Below are 20,901 nucleotides of genomic sequence, written 5' to 3'. Positions count from 1 at the left end.
CGTTAGGGACCACTATCCGCAACCTATAAAGAAAACCATTAAACAAAACTTAACTGGAAATCAATTCCCGATTCACATGATGCCTCCCAATCGGCACCACCGAAGGAGAACCAGAAACCGGATCTTCCACAACCGTACAATGCAGCCCAAAAATATCCTCAATCAACCCACTCGTAATAACCTCCGATGGCGCACCCTCTGCAACAAGCTTTCCTTTATGAAGAGCAAAAATATGATCTGCATAACGTGCGGACAGGTTGATATCGTGAAGAACCATGACAATTGTTGTTCCGTATTTTTGGTTAAGGTCTGTTAGCAGGTCGAGAATTTCGACTTGATAGGTGATGTCTAAATAGGTTGTTGGTTCATCAAGAAACAGGATGTCTGTTTGTTGTGCTAAAGCCATGGCAATCCATACACGCTGCCTTTGACCACCTGAAAGTTCATCAATATGTCGATCTGCAAATTCAGTGATTTTCATCATTTCCATTGCTTCAGCAACAGCTTCATAATCTTTTTTTGTCCAGCCTTTTAAAAATGACTGGTGTGGAAATCTGCCTCGTCCAACTAAGTCTGAAACGGTTATTCCCTCGGGGACAATAGGTGATTGTGGAAGTAATCCTAATACACGGGCTAACTGTTTTGGTGGAATGCTATGAATTGATTTTCCACCTAAGGTAACTTGGCCAGAAGTAGGTTTAATAAGTCTAGCCATTGTTTTAAGTAGGGTAGACTTACCACAACCGTTTGCACCGATAATAATGCTTATTTTATTGCTTGGAATACTAATACTTACATCATGTAAAATCGTTTTATTATCGTATCCAGCTGTGATTCCTTCAGCTTGAAAAGCATGTGTTGGTTTCATTATAAATCTCCCTTCCGATTCATTCGGATTAGCAAGTAGATCAAGTATGGTGCTCCAAGTATTCCTGTAATCACACCAACAGGGTATCTAGCAACAAATGCGAATTGCCCTATAAGGTCTGATGCCAAAACTAAAATGATGCCAACAAGACCTGCTGGGATCACACCTGAAAATCCAACACCAACTAGTCTTTTTGCGATAGGTCCAGAAAGGAACGCAATAAAGGCGATAGGCCCCGTTGTAGCGGTAGCTAACGAAATAATAAGCACGGAACTGATAATAAGTACAAATCGTGTCTTATTTGTATCAACTCCAAGTGACGTTGCAGCTTGCTCTCCAAGTTCTAACATATCTAATCGTTTTCCGAACGCGATAATAATTGGGGCAAAGATAAGAACTGTGATCATAAGAGGATACAGTTCCTCCATTTTAGCTCCATTTAGACTACCACTTAGCCATCTCATTGCAGTTGGAAGATCATGCTGCTGACCAATCAGTAATAAGTAAGATACAACAGCATTTAGCATGGCTTGAATACCAATTCCTATTAATATTAATCTCCCAATTGAAAAAGAAGTACCTTTTGATAAGAGAAAAATAACGATTACTGTAGCAAGTCCACCAATAATAGAAGCAATTGAAACAAAGGTATTACTTGCATGAAGAACAATGATACAAAAAACAGCAGCAGCACTTGATCCAGCTGTTATTCCGATCACATTAGGGTTTGCTAGGGGATTACGAAGCATCGTTTGAAAAACATATCCAGCAACACCAAAAGCAAACCCAGCAAAAACACCTGCAACCATTCTTGGAAAACGTATTGTTCCTACTGCAAATGATGCACCTTTTACTTTCTCACCTAGGAGGACACTTATGACATCTGAAACAGGATAAATGGTGTTTCCTAGCATAAGCATTGTGCAGCAAAGTGCAAAGGCAATGATTGCAAGTAAAGAAGTTACAAGGACAAAACGGCGACGTCTTTTTATTCTACCTATCATAATAAGATTCATTGATTCATTCATCATAGTGCACGCATTTTCGCTTTCATAGTTATTAAGATTAAGATAGGAGCTCCAATAAATGCTGTAACCACACCAACTTCAAGCTCACCAGGACTTCCTAAAATTCGACCGAAAACATCTGATATTGTTAGGATGATGGCACCTGAAAGAGCTGACATTGGGATAACATATCGCAAATCAGGACCAATCATGAGCCGAATCACATGTGTTGCTAATAAACCAATAAAGCCGATAGGACCTGCAAGTGCTGTTGCCACACCGCACAATAGTACTCCACCAAAGGCAGCGATAAGCCTAAGTGTTCCTGTACGTACACCTAAACCAGTAGCAGCTTCATCACCTAATGCTAATGCATTTAGTGCTGGAGCAGTAAAGATGGCTATTAGGATTCCAACAATAAGAAAAGGAATAAAAAGAGAGATTGAACTCCAATTTCCTGCGCCGACACTACCAACCTGCCAAAATCTAAATTGATCCATAACGTTTGAGCGAGGAATCATGATGGCCATTACAAGAGAGGATAATGCAGCACTTGTAGCAGCACCTGCTAAAACGAGTTTAAGGGGCGTGGCTCCGCCACTCCCCATTGAACCAATTCCGAATACAAAAATGGCAGTTAGAATTGCTCCTGCTAATGCAAGCCAAATATATTGACTGGCACTGCTAATATTTAAAAAAGAAATTCCACAAACGACGAATAGTGCTGCCCCTGTGTTAACTCCCAATATGCTAGGGTCTGCAATAGGATTACGAGTAACCGATTGCATAAGAGCACCAGAAACTCCTAATGCAGCACCACACATAAAACTAAATACTGTTCTAGCAATTCTTTGGCGAACAACATTTGCGCCGTGCGAATCCACATCAGGATTGAATAAGCCATCAATCAGCTCATTCCATCCAACTATGCGAGATCCAAAGGCTAGTGAAGCCAATACACATATACCGAGTAAAACGATAGAAAGTATAAGTACTTTTATAAAATTTTTCGGTATAAGTAACTGCTTATTTTCTGAAACGGATGTATGATCCATTTTATTTCACTTTGCTTACAGCTTCTGATAGTAATGTTAAATACTCATCAATTGAGTACTCAATTGAAAGTGGCTTGGAGTACCTGCTGCTGCAAGTGGAGTGTTATCTCCAATAATAACAACAGAACCTCTCTCTATTGCTGGGACTTTTCCAAGGATTGGATCAGCCTGTAAAGCTGCAAGTGTATTTTCATCACCATATGATACTATAATTTCAGCATCGTTAAGCATGTCTGCATTTTCAGCACTTACTTCTATATAGAAACTATTAGGATCAGTCATTTGACTTGTAATACTTTCAGGATATTCCATTCCTAGCTCAGTAAGAAATGCACCACGTGGATCTCCAGGTGAGTAGATGTAGAACTTAGATAAATCTTCGGCACTAATACTTACAAATGCAGCTTTTTTTCCTTTAATTTCAGCATGTTCACTAGCTTTTTCTTCAATTAATTTCTCTGTGTCGGCAATAAGTTGTTTACCTTCTTTTTCCATTCCCATACCTATAGCATTGAATGTAACTTGTTCACGCCATGAAGCTACCCAAGGGCTCGTTTGATAGGCAACAACTGGAGCGATTTCACTTAATGTATCATATTCTTCTTGAGTAATACCAGAGTATGCTGCAAGAATAACATCTGGATTAACATCTGCAATTGCTTCAAAATCTAAACCATCAGTATCTTGAAAGATAGTTGGCGTTTCTGCATTAAGTTCTTTTAACTTTTCTGAAGTCCAAGGTAACATACCGCTATCATCTTGAACACCATAGTTTGCAGCTGAGAAACCTACAGGCACAACACCAAGAGCAAGAGCAACGTCATGGTTTGACCATGCAATCGTAGCAACGCGTTCAGGTTTTTCTTCAATAGTTGTTTCACCAAATGCGTGTTCAATCACGATTGGGTATTCAGTTGTTCCTTCTTCAGTTTCCGTTGTTTCTGTATTTGTTCCCTCATTAGATTCTGATTCAGTATTTTCAGTTGCTTGCTCACCTGAACAACCAACTAATACAAGCATAAGGATTGCAATTAATAATGTTGAGAGTAATGAAATATTACGTTTAGCCGTCATTGTAAACCCTTCCTTAATATAAGTTTATTTGATAATAATTATCATTATCACAACTATATATCCTATTTAAAAGGTTGTCAACAGTTCTTGTGTGGTGCCTGGCACTTCCCGATAAATGTCGAATCATTAAAAAAACAGGTACTGAAACATACCTGTCTTTTCGGTTTAATTTTCAAAAAAGATTTCTAAAACCTCACAAGCACCTGAACCAAATCCTCAATACTTCCATCTCGTGGACTACGAGTGTAAATCCATAGCTCTCCAGACCGAGCAGTCGGTTGCTGATTAAATGTGATTGGAATGGAGAAGGATCCATACGCAGGGGCACCTGCTGTTGTTTGGATCGGTGCTTCCTGGGTTACAACTTGACCATTATCATCAACAATACGATAGAGAATCACTCCTTCAAAGGCACGGGCAAATCCTGAAAGCTGCTGTCCAGCACGAATAACTGTCCTAGGTAATGGTTGAAAAACAACAATATTTTTAGACGTCGGAATCGGGATAATAAGTTGATATCCAGGATAGATAACATCAGGTGAGATACCTGGTCGCTGGCGATTGGCATAAAGTAGTGTTGATAAAGAAATTCCAAAGCGTTTGGCAATTTTGTTTAATGTATCTCCTTCTTCAACTAAATAAACAAGAGCAGGGACGCGTAGAATTTGATTTTGATAAATAACGTTAGGGTTAACAATTTGTGTATTTATCCCTTGAAGTAAATCTACATTTGTTGAATATCGTTGAGCGATGCTATTTAGTGTTTCACCAGCATTAACAATGTGATTCACCTGTCTATTACCAGGTGTTGAGATAACTAATACCTCACCAGGAAAGATGAGATATGGATCTGTAACAGGAGGGTAGATCGCATTTGCTTCTACTAGGAGAGGAACAGTTCCTCCAATTCTCGAGGCTATGGAATACACGGTGTCTCCTTGTTTAACAGTATAAACAAAAGAAGTACCATCAACGATAGGCATAACGATCACTCCTATGAATGTTTTGCTATTCATATTCATGATATTCGTTAACGTGAGGAAGGATGATCAGTAAAGAAAACTAGTAAAATAAATATTTTACTAGTATAAACTTAGTTTTTAGATCATTACAGGCTTCGTATATTCTAAAAAATAATTACAAACCAAACCTCTTGAGTGAAAATATTGAAAGATCAAACTTGCTTTGTCCATTTACAGCTAACTCGCTCAATACTTCTCCCATTATGCTTGCGAATTTAAAACCATGTCCAGAGAAACCACAAGCAAAAATAATGTGATCATGCTCAGGATGATGATCGATGATAAAATCATTGTCACTTGAAATTGTATATAAACAGGTTTTACCTTGATTTAGTAATCCGTTTGCTTCGGGCATGTAGTTTTTAAGGAAAAACCGGAGCTCTTCTTCATCTGTATGATAGTGTCCAAAGTTCTGTGTATGCTTGTTCGGGTCAATTGCTTGTCCACCATCTGATTTTCCGATTTTAAGACCTGTTCCATCTATGTTTGGAAATCCATAACACATATTTTCCTTATCCTCTATATAAAAAGACGGGAAGTGGTTGATATCATAAAGGTTAGCAGGCGTGTCAAACCAGCCAAAGGCTTTACGGGTTGGCTGAATAGGAAGTGCTAAATCAGGTAACAGTTTAGAGGCCCATGCACCAACAGTAACAATGACCTTTTTAGCCCAAAACACCTTATTTTCAGTTATGATTTTAACGAAAGACTTGTGATCTGTTTCAATTTGCTGAACAGGAGTATTTGTCTCAAGCTGTGCTCCATGATGAATAGCAATTTCTTTGTAGGCTTGAATAGCATTTTCACTATAAATTAACCCTGATTCTGCTTCAAAGCATCCAATAAAATGTTCTGGAACAGAAAATACCGGCCATCTTTTTTTCACCTCATTGCTAGTAAGTACCTCTAATGGCAATTCGTATTTGCTTGCAGCAGCTATTGTTTCCTGTAGAAATGTGGAGTCTTTTGGTCCGAGTCCAATAACACCTGTTTTTTCAAATATCTTATAGCCAGTTTGTACTTCTAAATCCTCCCATAATTGTTGGGCACGTTTTACTAAACTAACATACTGTCTGCCTTCACCATAGGCATGCCGAATCATTCGAGTATCTCCATGGTGGCTTCCGCGATTATGTGGCGGATCAAAGGCATCAATTAACACAGTCTTTACTTGCTGCTGTGCTAAAAAGGCACCAGCTGCCATTCCCATCGTCCCTGCACCAATGATTGCTACGTCAAAAATGTGTTTCTTTTCCAAGCTATTTGCCTCCTACTCTTTTCATCAATGTTACTAAGTTTAAAATAATAAAATTTAATAGATTCATGGACTTTTAATTGGTTAAATTTATAGGTATACTACTAAGAATGGAATATTAGTGAAAAATTGTTTGACAATAGTCTTAATATTAAATAATATCATACTATACTAAAAATTGAATATCTTATCACGAGAGACTGAGGGACAGGCCCGACGACGTCCAGCAACCATCATTTTTATGAAAGGTGCTAATTCCTGCAGAGTGTTTAATTCTGAGAGATAAGGTTTAGATAGAAAAAGCCTCTTTCTCATTGAAGGAGGCTTTTTTGTTGGATAAAAGAACCGGAAGACTAAATTGCCATATATGATAATTCTAAATTTACAAAAAATTAAAAATAATCATTGCAATACCAATTCAATTCGTTATAATAACACTATTATTCCTATAAACTTAGTGAGAATTAATATTTACATCATAATTAAAAAAGGAGTCAATGATATGAAAAGAAAATCTCGTTTACTTGTACCAATGATTGCACTATTAGGCTTAGCTGGAATAGTAAGTGGTTGTTCATCAAATGAAGCTGCAAAAGAAGAAACAGGGGATAAAGTCATTTTAGTTGGAACACAAAATGATTATCCACCTTTTGCTTTTGCTGATGAGAACAATGAACTTACTGGATATGATATTGACGTAGTGAAGGAAATTGATAAAAAGCTAGATGGTTATACGTTTGAGTTTGTTGCAACACCTTGGGATAGTATGTTTCTTGCACTAGAATCAAATAAAATTCAAGCAGTTGCTGATCAAATAGCAAAAACACCAGATCGTGAAGAGAAATACTTATTTACAGATGAATCTTATTTTGCTGCAGAAACCGTAATTGTTGTGAAATCGGGTCGTTCAGATATTAAGTCAATAGAAGATTTAGAGGGGAAAAAGGTTGGAGCATTGGCTGGCGATTCTTATACGCTTTTGCTAGAAGAACATAATAAGAAAGCTGAAAATGACATTATTCTAAAATATAGCGAAAGTGGTACTCCTTCAGAGATTCTACAAGATGTACAAAATGGACGAATTGATGCCTATGTTAATGATCCGATCATGATTAACACGGTTTTGGAAAAATACGATCTTGATGTAGAGATTGTTGGACAGCCTATCGTTCAAGATGATATGGGGATTGTATTTAAAGATGAGAAGCAGGGTGAAGAATTAAAAGCACTGGTCGATCCTGTTATTAAACAACTAAAAGAAGATGGAACGTTAGCTGAACTTTCGAAAAAGTGGACTGGTGGAGAATATATCCCTGAATAAGGTTGAAGAAGGGAATTCAAAATGGAAAATTTATTAGATATCGGTTTTTTAATAGAAAGCTTTCCTGCTATTGTTGCAAGGTTACCAATTACAATTGGCATTGCAGTAGGCTCATTGATTATAAGTTTATTTATTGGACTTGCCACAGCACTTATAAAAATCTATCAAGTTCCAGTATTAAAGACAATTTCTTCTTTTTACGTTTCTTTTATTAGAGGTACACCATTGTTGGTTCAGATTTACCTTGTTTTTTATGGAATACCAAAAGTGATTTATTTAGTTCAAACGGAATACGGTTTACTTCAAAATTTTGATGTGAATATTATTGCTCCAGAGGTTTATGCATTATTAGCCTTTTCAATTAATTTGGGTGCCTATTTGTCTGAAACGATCAGATCAGCCATTGAATCTGTTGATCGAGGTCAGTTTGAGGCGGCTAAAGCAATAGGGATGAGTTCAACACAAATGATGCTTAAAATCATTTTCCCACAGGCCTTAACAGTCGCAATTCCTAATCTGGGAAATATGTTTATCAGTACGATTAAGGATACTTCTCTTGTTTTTATTATTGGCGTTATTGATATTATGGGACAAGCCAAAATTATGGGCTTCACGCGGCTGGCCTTTTTTGAAGTGTATATAGCTGTTTCAATTATTTACTGGATTTTATGTATCGTTGTTGAGAGATTACTTGTTTTGGTAGAGAAACGTGTCCGGAGATATGAAAGAGGGATTGCCTCATGATTAAATTAGAAAATATCCATAAATATTTTGATCAGCAGCATGTGTTAAAAGGGATTGACCTTTCTATTAAGAAAGGAGAAGTTGTCTCTATTTTAGGACCAAGTGGATCAGGAAAATCAACATTATTACGCTGTATAAATTTTCTTGAAACTCCTACAAGTGGAGTTGTTGAGATTAATGATAAAAGAGTAGATGTTACATCAGCAGGTAAGGCAGATGTTCTGTCGCTAAGAACTTCAACAGGGATGGTCTTTCAACAGTATAATTTATTTAAAAATTTAACTGTCCTACAAAATGTCATGATTGGCTTAACAAGTGTAAAGCGTATGAATTCAGTTGAGGCTAGTAAGGTAGGAAAAGATCTCCTTGAAAAGGTTGGACTGAAAGATCGATTAAATCATTATCCAGCACAGCTATCAGGAGGACAACAGCAAAGGGTAGGGATTGCAAGAGCACTTGCACTTAATCCAGAAGTGTTATTGTTTGATGAACCAACCTCCTCTCTCGATCCAGAGCTAGTTGATGAAGTTTTATCAGTGATAAAAGCTGTTGCAAATGAAGGGAATACAATGCTGATTGTGACACATGAACTTAATTTTGCACGTGATATTTCTGACCGGGTTGTTTTTATGGAAGATGGAATAATCCTTGAAGAAGGAACAGCAGAGCAAATTTTCAGCAATCCTAGTGTTGAAAGAACGAGGAAATTTTTAAGTAAAGTATTAAAGAAGTAATGGTTTGATTCCTTCTTGTAGCTTTACTGTAGGAAGGAAAAGGATGAAATGAACCCGATTGAACAAATTTTAAGGGATTTCCCGATAATGATACTTGATGGAGCTATGGCAACTGAGCTTGAGAATTATGGATGCGATTTAAATGATAGATTATGGTCAGCTAAAATACTATTAGAAAATCCAGAATTAATTAAGCAGGTTCATACAGATTATTTCAAAGCTGGTGCAGATTGTGCCATAACAGCAAGTTACCAAGCCACTGTTGAAGGATATAAAGAAAGAGGTTTATCTGAAGAAGAGGCAATTGATTTAATTAAAAAGTCTGTCCACCTTGCAGCAGAGGCTCGTGATGAGTTTTGGGCAGAGGGTAATCAAGCCAAAATCGGCCAAAGCCGCTAGTGGCTGCTTCTGTTGGGCCGTATGGAGCGTTTCTTGCAGATGGCTCCGAATATCGAGGGGATTATTCATTAAGTGAAGAAGAATTGGTTGTTTTTCATAGAGAAAGAGTAAAAATCTTGGTAGAAGCGGGTGCAGATATCCTTGCTTGTGAAACCATTCCTTGTCTTTTAGAGGCAAAAGCAATCGTTAGAGTTTTAAAGGAATTTCCGGGGGTCTATGCTTGGATCAGCTTTAGTGCAAAAGATGAACTACATATTAGCAATGGAGAACACATTGCTGATTGTGCAAAAGAGCTAGATGAGGAAGAGCAGGTAGCTGCCATTGGTATTAATTGTTCATCTCCAAACTTCATTAACTCGTTAATTAAAGAAATAAAGGGGAAAACCTCTAAACCTATTATTGTTTACCCTAATTCAGGTGAGGAATATGATGCAACAAGTAAAACATGGGATAAACCATCTTCTACAAATCAATTTTCCTGTAGTACTCAACGTTGGTTTGATGCAGGTGCAAAGATTATAGGTGGTTGCTGTAGAACGAAGCCTGAGGATATAAAAGCAATAACCGCATGGGCAAGAAAAGCTAAGAAAAGATAGTAAACTTAAAAGTATAAAAATAATAATGAACACAAAAACTTCCTAGCTAATAAAGTTGGGAAGTTTTTTATTGAAAGATCACTCTATAATTATATCATTCTTCATTCATAGTAACTTGAATTATTTGGAAGTTAGTAAGAAACTCTAATTAGGTTTAATGTGTTTGGCTTGCATGATTAAAATTTATGAAAAAGGTATTACATTTTACTTGCTTCTTACGTTACGTGAGGATTTATGATGATGATAGAATCTTTAATGGAGGGATCATTCATGGGGGAGAAATATTCCATAGGTGAATTTTCAAAGAAAACAGCAACAACAATTCGTACGTTACACTATTATGATGAACTAGGTCTTTTAAAGCCTTCTTATGTAACAGAAAAGGGAAGACGCTATTATACAAATAAAGATTTTGTTACTTTACAAAGAATTCTTACTCTCAAATTTTTAGGTTATTCTTTGGAGCAAATTAAAGAATTTTTTCAAAAAGAAATTTGGGACTTAAAGGACACTCTTTCTTTTCAGAGGAAGGAGATGGTTCAAAAGAAAGAACAAATTGAAAATGTAATTAAGGCATTGGATCATGCGCTTCACATAGTAGAAGATCATCAAGAAATAGAGCCGTCTATCTTTATCGCACTGATCAATACAATTCAAATGGAACATGAGCAGAAAGAGTGGCTAAAAGGTTATATAGATGAAGAATTAGTAAATGAAATATATAGTGTGCCTGAAAGCAAGCAGTTGGAATTAGAAAAAAAGTGGGTAGAAATATCAACAGAGTTGAAAAAGCTATCTACTCTTGATCCAGAGGAGAATCAAGTTCAAGAACTGATTGGCGAAATGATGGTGCTTGTTAAAGAATTAACAGGCGATGATCTAGGGTTTGTTCAAGAGATTTCAGAGAAAGAAGTAGAAGATGATACATGGCTATTTCATTCACCATTCTCGGCTGAAGAGGAAGAATGGTTGGCAAAGGCTTTAGATGTTTATTTAAAAGAGAAAGGTGTGAATGTAAGTGATGGAAACGGAACGAAAAAACCTTCCTAAAGGTGAGCATGTTCGTACTTTCTGGCTTTTAATTAAAGATTCAAAACCACCTGTTAAAATATTATGTGTAGCTGTTATTCTTAGTCTACTCGAGACAGGGGCTGGACTAATTGTCCCTCTATTTACAAAATCACTGGTGGATCAGCTCTCACAATCAGCCTTAGAATTATCCGTTATTCTATTGTTAGGTTTGGCCTTTGTTGTGCAAACTGTTTCATCAGGATTTTCGTATTATTTTATGACATATTTAGGGGAATCAATTGTTGCATCTATTAGAAAAAGACTTTGGCAGCATGTGCTTCATTCTCCAATTCCTTATTTTGATCAACATGAATCCGGAGATACGATGAGCAGAATTACTCAGGATACAAATACTATCAAAACGTTAATTACGCAGCATTTAATTACCTTTATTACTGGCTTAATTACGATCATTGGATCTGTTGTTATTCTTCTTATAATAGACTGGAAGATGACATTAATCATGCTCATTGCTGTTCCAGTTTCTATTGCGATCATCATGCCTCTTGGACAAAAAATGTATAAAGTCTCAAAACTAACTCAAGATGAGATGGCTGGATTTTCTGCAAACTTAGGGAGAGTTTTGTCAGACATTCGCCTAGTTAAAGCTTTCCAGGCAGAAACAACGGAGCAAACGAAGGGAAATAAACGGATCGATCATTTATTTCAATATGGTTTAAAAGAAGCACGAATTCTTGCGGTTGTTACTCCTTTAATGTCTTTTACGATGATGCTTGTTCTCGTTCTATTAATTGGCTATGGCGGTGTTCGCGTCGCATCTGGTGCTTTATCAGCCGGATCTCTCGTTGCGATCATTATTTATATGTTTCAAATTGTCGTCCCCTTTAGTCAAATGGCAGGCTTTTTTACAGCCTTTCAGAAGGCAATGGGGGAGCTGAGCGAGTTCAGCAAATTTTGGCCTCTGATAAAGAACCAAATGCTGAACACCTTCATGTCACAAATCCTTCTCAAGATATCCAATTCAAAGGAGTAACCTTTGGATATAAAAAAGACAACTCAATTCTAAACAACATGACTTTAACAATTCCTACTGGAAAAACAACAGCATTTGTTGGTCCAAGCGGAAGTGGAAAAACAACAATATTTGCCTTACTTGAAAGATTTTATTTTCCAAACTCAGGAGAAATCTTATTTGGAAAGACAAATATAAAAGATTTTAATTTAAAGTCATGGCGAAGTCAATTTAGCTATGTATCTCAGGAAAGCCCATTAATGTCGGGAACAATTAGAGAAAATATAATATACGGACTAGAAAGAGATGTTTCTGAGGAAGAAATGAAAGCAGCAGCAGAGCTTGCCAATGCCTCAGAATTTATTTCCCGTCTTCCAGGAGGCTTTGATACCGAGGTTGGGGAGCGTGGGATCAAATTATCTGGTGGGCAAAGACAAAGAATTGCGATTGCTCGAGCTTTAATACGTGATCCAAAGATTCTTTTATTAGATGAAGCAACCTCTAACTTGGACAGTGCTTCAGAGCTGCTTGTCCAAAAAGCTCTTCAGCATTTAATGAAGGGGAGAACAACACTTGTTATTGCACATCGAATCTCAACGGTTGTAGACGCAGATCAAATCGTTGTGTTAGACGGTGGAATCATATCAGGAGTGGGGACACATCGTGAGCTAGTAGAACAACATGATTTATATCGAAAGCTAGCAAAGCAGCAGCTTCAGGATGGAGAAGCAGGGAACCATACGATTACATCTCACATAGTTACTAACTAAATAGAAGTAAAAAGGTTACCGCATCATAATAACCGGTTCTGTTTTGAAGGACAAAATATGAATTAACATTACTTTTCATATAGTAATTCGCACTAGGATTAAAAAGCAATTTGGCAAGTAAATCAGCAAAGAAAAATGCTTGGAGTCATATGCTCCAAGCATTTTTCATACCAAGATAAGCACACAATGAAGCTTTTCAAAATCTTCAAGAATCGTCAGGAAATAAGCTACTAAAATAAGCAGAGAAATTCCTCTTAATGAGGAAATAGCATGCAAAATAGATTAGATAGACGGAAAGATTCCCCCTATTTAATCGAAAAAGATGAAAATGGACCATTTTACTGTGCTTAACCGGGAAAATTCCGTTTATATCCCCCAAACCGAGTTTCATTCTTCAATTTAACCGGAAAAACTCCGCTTATTTATACTCTCGGTTTTGTATTCGGAAACCGAACCCGTTAGCACCATGATTAACTTTTATGAAGAATCAAAGCCCCATGTGTTACTTTAGACCTATTTCATTAGTTAACTAAGATAATTATTTTTCAATAATTATTTAAACAAATCAATATTCATATTTTTAGTAAGTAAAGACCTTATTATAGTTAATACATTATTATAGTTAATTAAAATTTGTATAGATTGCCAGGTAAAAGTAGATATTTACCTGAATATCTTGGAAAAGAAATAGCTAAGAATTAGTAGATTAGTATTATTGTTATAGATGTAAGCGTTTTATATACTAAGTTGTAAGTACAAATTAAAAATAAAGGGAGGTATTGTAAGGTTGAGTAATAGGTAATGGAACAACTTGTACGCATGGTTTGTGATGCGTATATGTTTATACTAAATTTTACACTTACAAATGAATGTTAAGCTTTGTATGGATAACAAAGGAGGAGAAAAAGTGAAAGGAAATCTTAAAAGATTTTTATCTGTGTTTCTATTTTTATTATTAGTGATACCAAGTAGTACCCTCGGATATGAAAAAGAAAGCAATAATGAACCACTTGAATTTAGAAATGCTTCAGTACATGACCCGTCTATTATTAAAGATCCGAAAACGGGTACTTACTATGTGTATGGCTCACATATTGATGCAGCAAAATCAACGGATTTAATTAATTGGGATAATTTTACAAATGGTTATACAACCCCGAATAATGCAGTGTATGGAGATTTGTCAGCAAATCTAGAGGAGTCTTTTCAATGGGCAGGAGAAAATGATTCAGACAGTCGCGGTGGCTTTGCAGTCTGGGCTCCTGATATTTATTGGAATAAACATTATGTAAATGAAGATGGTTCAAAGGGTGCCTACATGATGTATTATAGTGTGTCTTCCACTTATATTAGATCAGCAATAGGAATAGCCGTATCAAAGGATATTGAAGGTCCATTCGAATATGTTGATACGATTATGTATTCCGGTTTTACCAATGTGGAGGCTTATGATCAAAACAGTGAAGTAAATAAGCATTGGAAGAATACAAATCTTTCAGAACTGATTGAAGATGGCGTTATTGATGAAGTAAATCCAGATTGGTTTACAGAAACTGGTACGTACAATAATAAGCTCTATACAAATGCAATTGATGCCAATATCCTTGAAGCGAAAAATGGCAAGTTATACATGACCTACGGATCTTGGTCTGGTGGGACATTTATTTTAGAATTAGATAAAAAAACAGGCTTGCCAAAGTACCCTGGTAAGGATGGGAAAACAAAAGACGGAAGAATGATTGATCGATATTTTGGTACTAAAATAGCATCCGGCTATGGAAGGTCTGCTGAAGGAACTTATGCTGTATACGATAAGGAAACAGGCTATTACTACTTATACATCACATATGGCGGGTTAGCGTCAGATGGCGGATATCAAATGAGGCAGTTTAGATCGAAAAATATTGATGGACCTTATGTTGATGCCAAAGGAAACCAAGCTGTATTTTCTGAATCATTTGATCTTGGAGTAGGAAACTTCCCGGGAAATGATGATCATAAAGATATTGGAAATAAAATGATTGGAAACTTTTTATTTAAAAGAGATCTTGGTGAAGCAGGAACTGGAATCGGTACAGGTTATCTTTCTCCAGGACATAACTCTTATTTAATCGATAAAGAATTAGGGAAAGAATTTATTGTTACTCATACTCGCTTCCCGCAACAAGGGGAGATGCATGAGGTTCGGGTACATCAAACATTCAAAAATAAAGATAAATGGCCAGTGCCAACACCATATCGCTATGCTGGTGAAACAATTGAAAAGGTTTCTAGACATGATGTTATTGGAGACTATAAATATATTAATCATGGAAAAGAAATTACTAATGAATTAACAGAGTCAAGCTGGATTAAATTGAACAAAAATGGCAAGATCACAGGTGCTGCAACAGGGAAATGGAAGCTATATGGTAAGTACAGAGCAGAATTAAAGATCGATGGAGAAGGTACGTATGATGGCGTATTTATCCGTCAATATGATCCTACTTCACAAAGCTGGGTAATGACGTTTAGTGCAATGTCTGATGAAGGAGTCGTGATTTGGGGTAGTTATTCTGAGGCTTCTACTGATGAAGAATTAGTTCAAGCCATTAAACAAGAATTAAGCACGAGTCTACCTACAACAGCTATCAGCAACTTATCACTAGCAACAGAAGCAACAAGAGGAGCGAAAATCACGTGGAACTCATCTATTCCTGAGGTAATCTCTGCAGATGGAGTGGTAACACGTCCAAGCTCTGATTCTGAAGATTTGGTCGTAGATTTAACTGCGACGATCGAATCTGGTGATGCTACAGATACTTTAACGATCTCTGTTACAGTTCTTGCGGAAGAAGAAGGTGGCTTATCAGGTTATTACAACTTTAATGAAGGTTTAGAAGATCAAACAGTTAATAACCGAAATGCATCAGTTACTGGAAATCGATTAGATAATAGTGGTGGGCAAATTACGTTTGCAGAAGGTGTTGCGGGTAACGCTGCAAAATTCGATGGGAATTCCGGTTTGCGTTTAGGTGATGGGTTAATTACAGGTGATACTTACTCTGTGTCCATGTGGTTAAAGCCTGAGCAAATCACTGAATTTACAACAGCTTTCTTCGGAGCGGAAACATCAAATAATTGGATTAGTGTTGTTCCGAAAACAGGTTGGGGTAATACAATGGTTTGGGCACACAACGGTGATCAATGGTTTGATGCTGCAACAGATACAACCATTCCGGCAGGAGAGTGGAGTCACCTTGCTTTTACTGTTAATGAAGGAAATGCTACATTTTATATCAATGGAGAAGCAAAATTCTCCGGTGGAAATTTCCCAAATGTATTTAATTCAATAGACGCAGTATTTGGGTTAGGTGTTAACTATTGGGATACTCCTTTTAAAGGGTTTATGGATGAAGTTCGTGTTTATGATGGATTAGCTATTACAGCAGATGAAGTGCAAACTCTTTATCAAAATCCGGATGGGGTAGTAACTGAATAATAGTGAATTTTAAGGAGACTGTCATATTGGGCAGTCTTCTTTATATTCGCCTTTTTCTTGTACTGTCCAGTCATAATTCCATGATAATCAACCATAGACTCTTTTCGTTGGGGAGTCTATAATGACTGTAATTCAAGTCTGACAATCGAACTAATTAATCTTATATTTTTAATAAAGCCATTTTCAATAGAAGTAGGGTATTTTATAACAGATATAGGGGAGATGGCAAAATGAATAAAATCTTAAATTGGTTTGTGGAACCTTATTCCACTACTCTTGTTGAAATGAACTATCTATCGAATTTGAAAAAAGATACAGTGGAAATGAAGGAAAGGACGAGAATTCGTGAACTACAAGCCTTTAATGTGATGTTTCTCGTATTTATCACGGTATTCTTCATACCTTTTATAATTTCCCTTTTTCTTATCTTTTTCACATGGTGGTATGCATTTGCACCACTGGTTGTTTCCACCATTATGATTTCACTGGCAAAAACTATGCAAAAAAAGCGCTATTTTAAAAGAAGAGATGCTTATATTAAAAATGATCCTGGCCTGATTAAGAATGATTAACAGAAAATAGCACGATTTGAAATAAATAATGAACAATGGTGTTAAAATAATGGTAGGATTTAAGGATATAGAAAAGGAGGTCATGTAAGTGATCAAAATAACGATTCCAACACCTGATGTTACAATTACAAAACAGCAAAATCCCGAGTTAAGTAATATTTACGGATTTACTGATTTTCACCTTATCACTAGAGAAAAAGGTGGAATTTTTATGTTTTACAACGATGATAAGGAATTATTATTCGTAGGTAAAGCTAGGAAGTTACGACAAAGAATTAAAAAACATTTCGAAGATAATGTTTCTCCTATTAAATCACATAGAGAAGAAGTAACGAAGATTAGTGTTTGTTTGGTCGAAGACCCAGTACATAGAGAAATATATGAAACCTATATTATTAATGAACTTAAGGCGAAGTATAACGTGGACAAGGTTTTCTATCGCTAAGACCCAAAACCCCTCTAACCATCATCAGAGGGGTTTTAAGTTGTTAAAAAAGCCGCCCTGCATATGCAAGGCGACTTGTATGAAATGGTTTATTAATTTCTAATCAAATAATCAAACGCACCTAAAGCTGCAGTTGCTCCAGATCCCATTGAGATAATGATTTGATTATAAGCACTATCTGTACAATCCCCAGCAGCAAACAATCCAGGCAAGGTTGTTTCGCCGTGCTTATTAACGATGATCTCACCCATACGATTACGTTCAACGGTGCCTTCTAACCAGTCAGTGTTTGGAACAAGACCGATTTGAACGAACACACCTTGTAATTCAACGTGTTTTTCTTCGTTGGTATCACGTTCAACATATGTAATACCATTAACACTGTCAGTACCAGTGATTTCTTTCGTTTGAACGTTTTTCAGTACTGTTACGTTTGGAAGACTGTTCAGACGATTTTGCAGCACTTCATCAGCCTTTAGTTCTGGATTAAACTCTAGTACTGTAACATGCTTAACAATACCTGCTAAGTCAATTGCTGCCTCGATACCAGAATTACCACCGCCAATAACAGCTACATGTTTTCCTTCAAACAATGGACCATCACAGTGAGGGCAATAAGCTACACCTTTGTTTTTAAACTCTTGTTCACCAGGTACGCCTACATTACGCCAGCGTGCACCTGTTGATACAATAACACTTTTACTTTTTAGAATAGCTCCGTTTTCAAGCTCAAGCTCAAAAAGGTCTTTCTTTTCAATGCTTTTAGCACGTTGAAGATTCATGATATCAACACCATACTCTTTAACATGCTCTTCAAGACTTGCGGCTAGCTTAGGACCTTCTGTGCTTTTTACACTAATAAAGTTCTCAATGCTCATTGTATCAAGAACCTGGCCACCGAAGCGCTCTGCAACGATACCTGTACGAATTCCTTTACGAGCAGCGTAGATTGCCGCACTTGAACCAGCAGGACCGCCTCCCACAACTAAAACATCATAAGGTTCTTTGTTCTCAAACTCGGAAGCATCAGGGCCTGTACCGATTTTAGCAAGAATCTCTTCAATCGTCATACGACCGCCACTTAAGAATTCTGCGTTTAGGTAAACAGCAGGAACAGCCATAACGTTTTTACGTTCAACTTCTTCCTTGTATGCTGCACCGTCAATCATTGTGTGAGTGATATTAGGATTTAAAACACTCATGATATTTAAGGCTTGTACAACATCAGGGCAGTTGTGACAGCTTAAGCTAACGTATGTTTCAAAGTGATGTTCACCAGTAATGCCTTTAATCTGGTCAATCACGCTTTGATCAACCTTAGGTGCTCTTCCACTAACCTGTAAAAGAGCCAACACTAAAGAAGTGAATTCATGTCCTAAAGGAATACCAGCGAAAGTAACACCAGTATCTTCACCAACACGATTCACACTAAAGCTTGGCGTTCTTGGTAAGTCAGCTTTTTCAACAGTAATTTTAGATGACATGGAAGCTAGCTCATTCACTAGCTCCATCATGTCACTTGAAACCTTGTCATCACCAGCACTAAACTTTAGAACAATGTCACTTTCAAGTAGCTGGAGGTATTGTTCTAACTGTGCTTTAATTTCTGTATCAAGTACCATTTATTGCACTCCTTACAGCTTTCCAACAAGATCAAGGCTTGGCTTAAGTGTTTCAGAACCTTCTTGCCATTTTGCTGGGCAAACTTCGCCTGGGTTGTTACGAACATATTGTGCTGCTTTTACTTTGTTAATTAATGTGCTCGCGTCACGACCAATTCCACCTGCATTGATTTCAACAGTTTGGATTACGCCGTCTGGGTCAATGATGAATGTGCCGCGATCAGCAAGACCTTCTTTTTCATCTAATACTTCGAATCCACGAGTGATTACTTGAGATGGATCACCAATCATTGCATATTTGATTTTACCGATTTTCTCTGAGCTATCATGCCAGCCTTTGTGAGTGAAGTGAGTATCAGTAGATACAGAGTATACTTCAACACCAAGTGCTTTTAAATTATCATATTCGTTTTGTAAATCTTCAAGCTCAGTTGGGCATACGAATGTGAAATCTGCTGGATAGAAGCAGAAGATGCTCCATTGACCTTTTAAATCTTCGTTTGTTACATCGATGAACTCACCATCTTTGAATGCTTTTGCTGCGAAAGGTTTTACTTCAGTACCAATTAATGACATATTATTTTCCTCCTATGTATTTGAGATGATAGATAATATAAAAATATACTATCTATAATCTCTCTAATTTTAAATAAATTATCAAATAAAATTCATTATACGTCAAGGGTAACAGAATGATAAATTATTTGAAAGTGTATTTATAAATTAATAGTATATTAATTCACCTAAATTTTAACTAGTTGCAAAAATATGCTGCAGCTAGCCATTAACCATTATCTCCATTATTAGAACAAAGTATAATCACCTTTTCTCATTTGAATGTAACAATTGATACTAGTCTATATTCTATTGAAACCTTTTTCCATTTTTTACGTATGAAATAGAAACAGAGAAAACTGGGGGAGTTGACATGTTCTCAGATATAAATGAGAAACTAATTAAAATCAAAGGTGACCTTAGGAAAAAACAAAAATATAAAGTTCAGATAGAGGATTTTCAAAAAGAATTAGAAGTAGTTGAAGGGAAAATCTCTCAATTAAACGATCAATTTAAATCTGACCAGGAAGATGTTAATAAGCTTGAACGAATGAGTTTAACAAATTTATTTGTAACATTATCTGGTACAAAGGATGAGAAGCTTTCAAAGGAAAACAAGGAGTTACTAGCTACAAAACATAGGCTAGATGAAGTATTAAAAATTAAATCGGGTATTGATGAGTCAATCAACGAAATAAGGAATAAGCTATACCCTCTTTCAAATGTGGAGGATGATTATCAGAAGCTTTTATTAGATAAAGAAGCTTTAATAAAGAGCAGCCATTCAACACATGCTGATAGGGTTTTGGAACTGAGTGAAAAGGAAGGAAATCTTAGAGCTTATATTGATGAGTTAAATGAAGCGATTACTGCTGGTGAACTTGTGAAGGAATCGCTGACGGATGCAGAAAATTCTCTTGAAAAAGCTAGTAATTGGGGAACAGCGGATATGCTGGGTGGTGGAACAATTTCAGGATTTGTGAAACACCAGCATATTAATGATGCAGAAGACTATCTTCATGATGCACAAACACATATGCGGAAGTTTCAAAAAGAATTATTAGATGTACAAGAAGAAGCAAAGCTCGAAGTTGATATTTCAGGTTTATTGATGTTTGCTGACTTCTTTTTCGATGGATTCATCGTAGACTTTATGGTGCAGGGAAGAATTAATGATGCTTTGGATAAAACAAGGGAGCAGTATGATAAAGTGACAGAAATTCTGGATAAATTAGTAGATCAAGTCAATGGGAAAATGGAAGAGTTAGAGCTTGTACAGAAGGAGAAAAAGTTTATAGTAGAACAGTTATAGGAACTCGTTTAATTCAATAAGATAT

15 protein-coding genes, 3 pseudogenes and 1 riboswitch are annotated in these 20,901 nt (G+C 36.5%); of the genes and pseudogenes, 10 read left to right on the top strand and 8 right to left on the bottom strand.

Going from position 1 to position 20,901, the window contains the following annotated elements:
* Positions 1–49 precede the first annotated feature (49 nt).
* The 6 genes and pseudogenes from MVE64_RS13070 to solA form a co-directional block, all read right to left on the bottom strand.
* Positions 50–868: an ABC transporter ATP-binding protein gene (locus MVE64_RS13070; RefSeq protein ID WP_247338895.1), complete on the bottom strand. Its 819-nt coding sequence runs from the start codon at positions 866–868 to the stop codon at positions 50–52.
* Positions 868–1,899: a FecCD family ABC transporter permease gene (locus tag MVE64_RS13065; RefSeq protein WP_231308716.1), complete on the bottom strand. Its 1,032-nt coding sequence runs from the start codon at positions 1,897–1,899 to the stop codon at positions 868–870. Before MVE64_RS13065 ends, MVE64_RS13070 begins: the two co-directional genes overlap by 1 nt.
* The gene (locus MVE64_RS13060; protein ID WP_247338893.1) at positions 1,896–2,930 is read right to left on the bottom strand and encodes a FecCD family ABC transporter permease; all 1,035 of its coding nucleotides are present in this window, start codon (positions 2,928–2,930) and stop codon (positions 1,896–1,898) included. Before MVE64_RS13060 ends, MVE64_RS13065 begins: the two co-directional genes overlap by 4 nt.
* A gap of 1 nt (position 2,931) precedes the next feature.
* Positions 2,932–4,004 (bottom strand): annotated as a pseudogene (locus MVE64_RS13055) (iron-siderophore ABC transporter substrate-binding protein).
* A gap of 185 nt (positions 4,005–4,189) precedes the next feature.
* Positions 4,190–4,987: a LysM peptidoglycan-binding domain-containing protein gene (locus MVE64_RS13050; RefSeq protein WP_247338892.1), complete on the bottom strand. Its 798-nt coding sequence runs from the start codon at positions 4,985–4,987 to the stop codon at positions 4,190–4,192.
* 154 nt (positions 4,988–5,141) lie between these two features.
* Entirely contained in the window at positions 5,142–6,284 is a 1,143-nt protein-coding gene (gene solA / locus MVE64_RS13045; RefSeq protein ID WP_247338891.1) for an N-methyl-L-tryptophan oxidase, read from the bottom strand.
* Positions 6,285–6,465: 181 nt separating this feature from the next.
* Positions 6,466–6,570, top strand: a riboswitch (SAM riboswitch).
* A 213-nt stretch (positions 6,571–6,783) separates the two neighbouring features.
* On the opposite strand from solA, the gene MVE64_RS13040 reads away from it, so the two are divergent.
* The 9 genes and pseudogenes from MVE64_RS13040 (at position 6,784) to MVE64_RS13000 (ending at position 17,387) form a co-directional block, all read left to right on the top strand.
* The gene (locus MVE64_RS13040) at positions 6,784–7,602 is read left to right on the top strand and encodes a transporter substrate-binding domain-containing protein (RefSeq protein ID WP_247338890.1); all 819 of its coding nucleotides are present in this window, start codon (positions 6,784–6,786) and stop codon (positions 7,600–7,602) included.
* A gap of 21 nt (positions 7,603–7,623) precedes the next feature.
* Positions 7,624–8,346, top strand: a complete 723-nt coding sequence (locus tag MVE64_RS13035; RefSeq protein ID WP_247338889.1) for an amino acid ABC transporter permease — start codon at positions 7,624–7,626, stop codon at positions 8,344–8,346.
* Entirely contained in the window at positions 8,343–9,080 is a 738-nt protein-coding gene (locus MVE64_RS13030) for an amino acid ABC transporter ATP-binding protein (protein WP_247338888.1), read from the top strand. Before MVE64_RS13035 ends, MVE64_RS13030 begins: the two co-directional genes overlap by 4 nt.
* Before the next feature lie 48 nt (positions 9,081–9,128).
* Positions 9,129–10,075 (top strand): annotated as a pseudogene (mmuM, locus tag MVE64_RS13025) (homocysteine S-methyltransferase).
* 270 nt (positions 10,076–10,345) lie between these two features.
* Positions 10,346–11,125, top strand: coding sequence for a MerR family transcriptional regulator (locus tag MVE64_RS13020; RefSeq protein WP_247338887.1), 780 nt, complete (start codon positions 10,346–10,348; stop codon positions 11,123–11,125).
* Positions 11,097–12,889, top strand: a pseudogene (locus MVE64_RS13015) (ABC transporter ATP-binding protein). The gene MVE64_RS13020 and the pseudogene MVE64_RS13015 overlap by 29 nt, the downstream one beginning before the upstream one ends.
* Positions 12,890–13,796: 907 nt before the next feature.
* On the top strand, positions 13,797–16,370 hold the full coding sequence (locus MVE64_RS13010; RefSeq protein ID WP_379052531.1) for a lipocalin-like domain-containing protein: 2,574 nt from the start codon (positions 13,797–13,799) through the stop codon (positions 16,368–16,370).
* Between the two features lie 230 nt (positions 16,371–16,600).
* Complete coding sequence (locus MVE64_RS13005) at positions 16,601–16,942, top strand: hypothetical protein (RefSeq protein ID WP_247338885.1); 342 nt, start codon at positions 16,601–16,603, stop codon at positions 16,940–16,942.
* 88 nt (positions 16,943–17,030) lie between these two features.
* Complete coding sequence (locus MVE64_RS13000) at positions 17,031–17,387, top strand: nucleotide excision repair endonuclease (protein WP_247338884.1); 357 nt, start codon at positions 17,031–17,033, stop codon at positions 17,385–17,387.
* Between the two features lie 92 nt (positions 17,388–17,479).
* Here MVE64_RS13000 and ahpF read toward each other — a convergent pair whose 3' ends face one another.
* Together ahpF and ahpC are read right to left on the bottom strand one after the other, a co-directional pair.
* On the bottom strand, positions 17,480–19,009 hold the full coding sequence (ahpF, locus tag MVE64_RS12995; protein WP_247338883.1) for an alkyl hydroperoxide reductase subunit F: 1,530 nt from the start codon (positions 19,007–19,009) through the stop codon (positions 17,480–17,482).
* A 12-nt stretch (positions 19,010–19,021) separates the two neighbouring features.
* Positions 19,022–19,585, bottom strand: a complete 564-nt coding sequence (ahpC, locus tag MVE64_RS12990; protein ID WP_098795233.1) for an alkyl hydroperoxide reductase subunit C — start codon at positions 19,583–19,585, stop codon at positions 19,022–19,024.
* 352 nt (positions 19,586–19,937) lie between these two features.
* Between ahpC and MVE64_RS12985 the strand changes: the two genes are divergently transcribed.
* Positions 19,938–20,876, top strand: coding sequence for a hypothetical protein (locus MVE64_RS12985; RefSeq protein ID WP_247338881.1), 939 nt, complete (start codon positions 19,938–19,940; stop codon positions 20,874–20,876).
* The last annotated feature ends 25 nt before the right edge of the window (positions 20,877–20,901 follow it).

Origin of the sequence: Metabacillus endolithicus, from assembly GCF_023078335.1 — a bacterium.
GTDB lineage: Bacteria > Bacillota > Bacilli > Bacillales > Bacillaceae > Metabacillus > Metabacillus endolithicus.
This window is presented reverse-complemented; position numbering and strand designations above follow the sequence as displayed.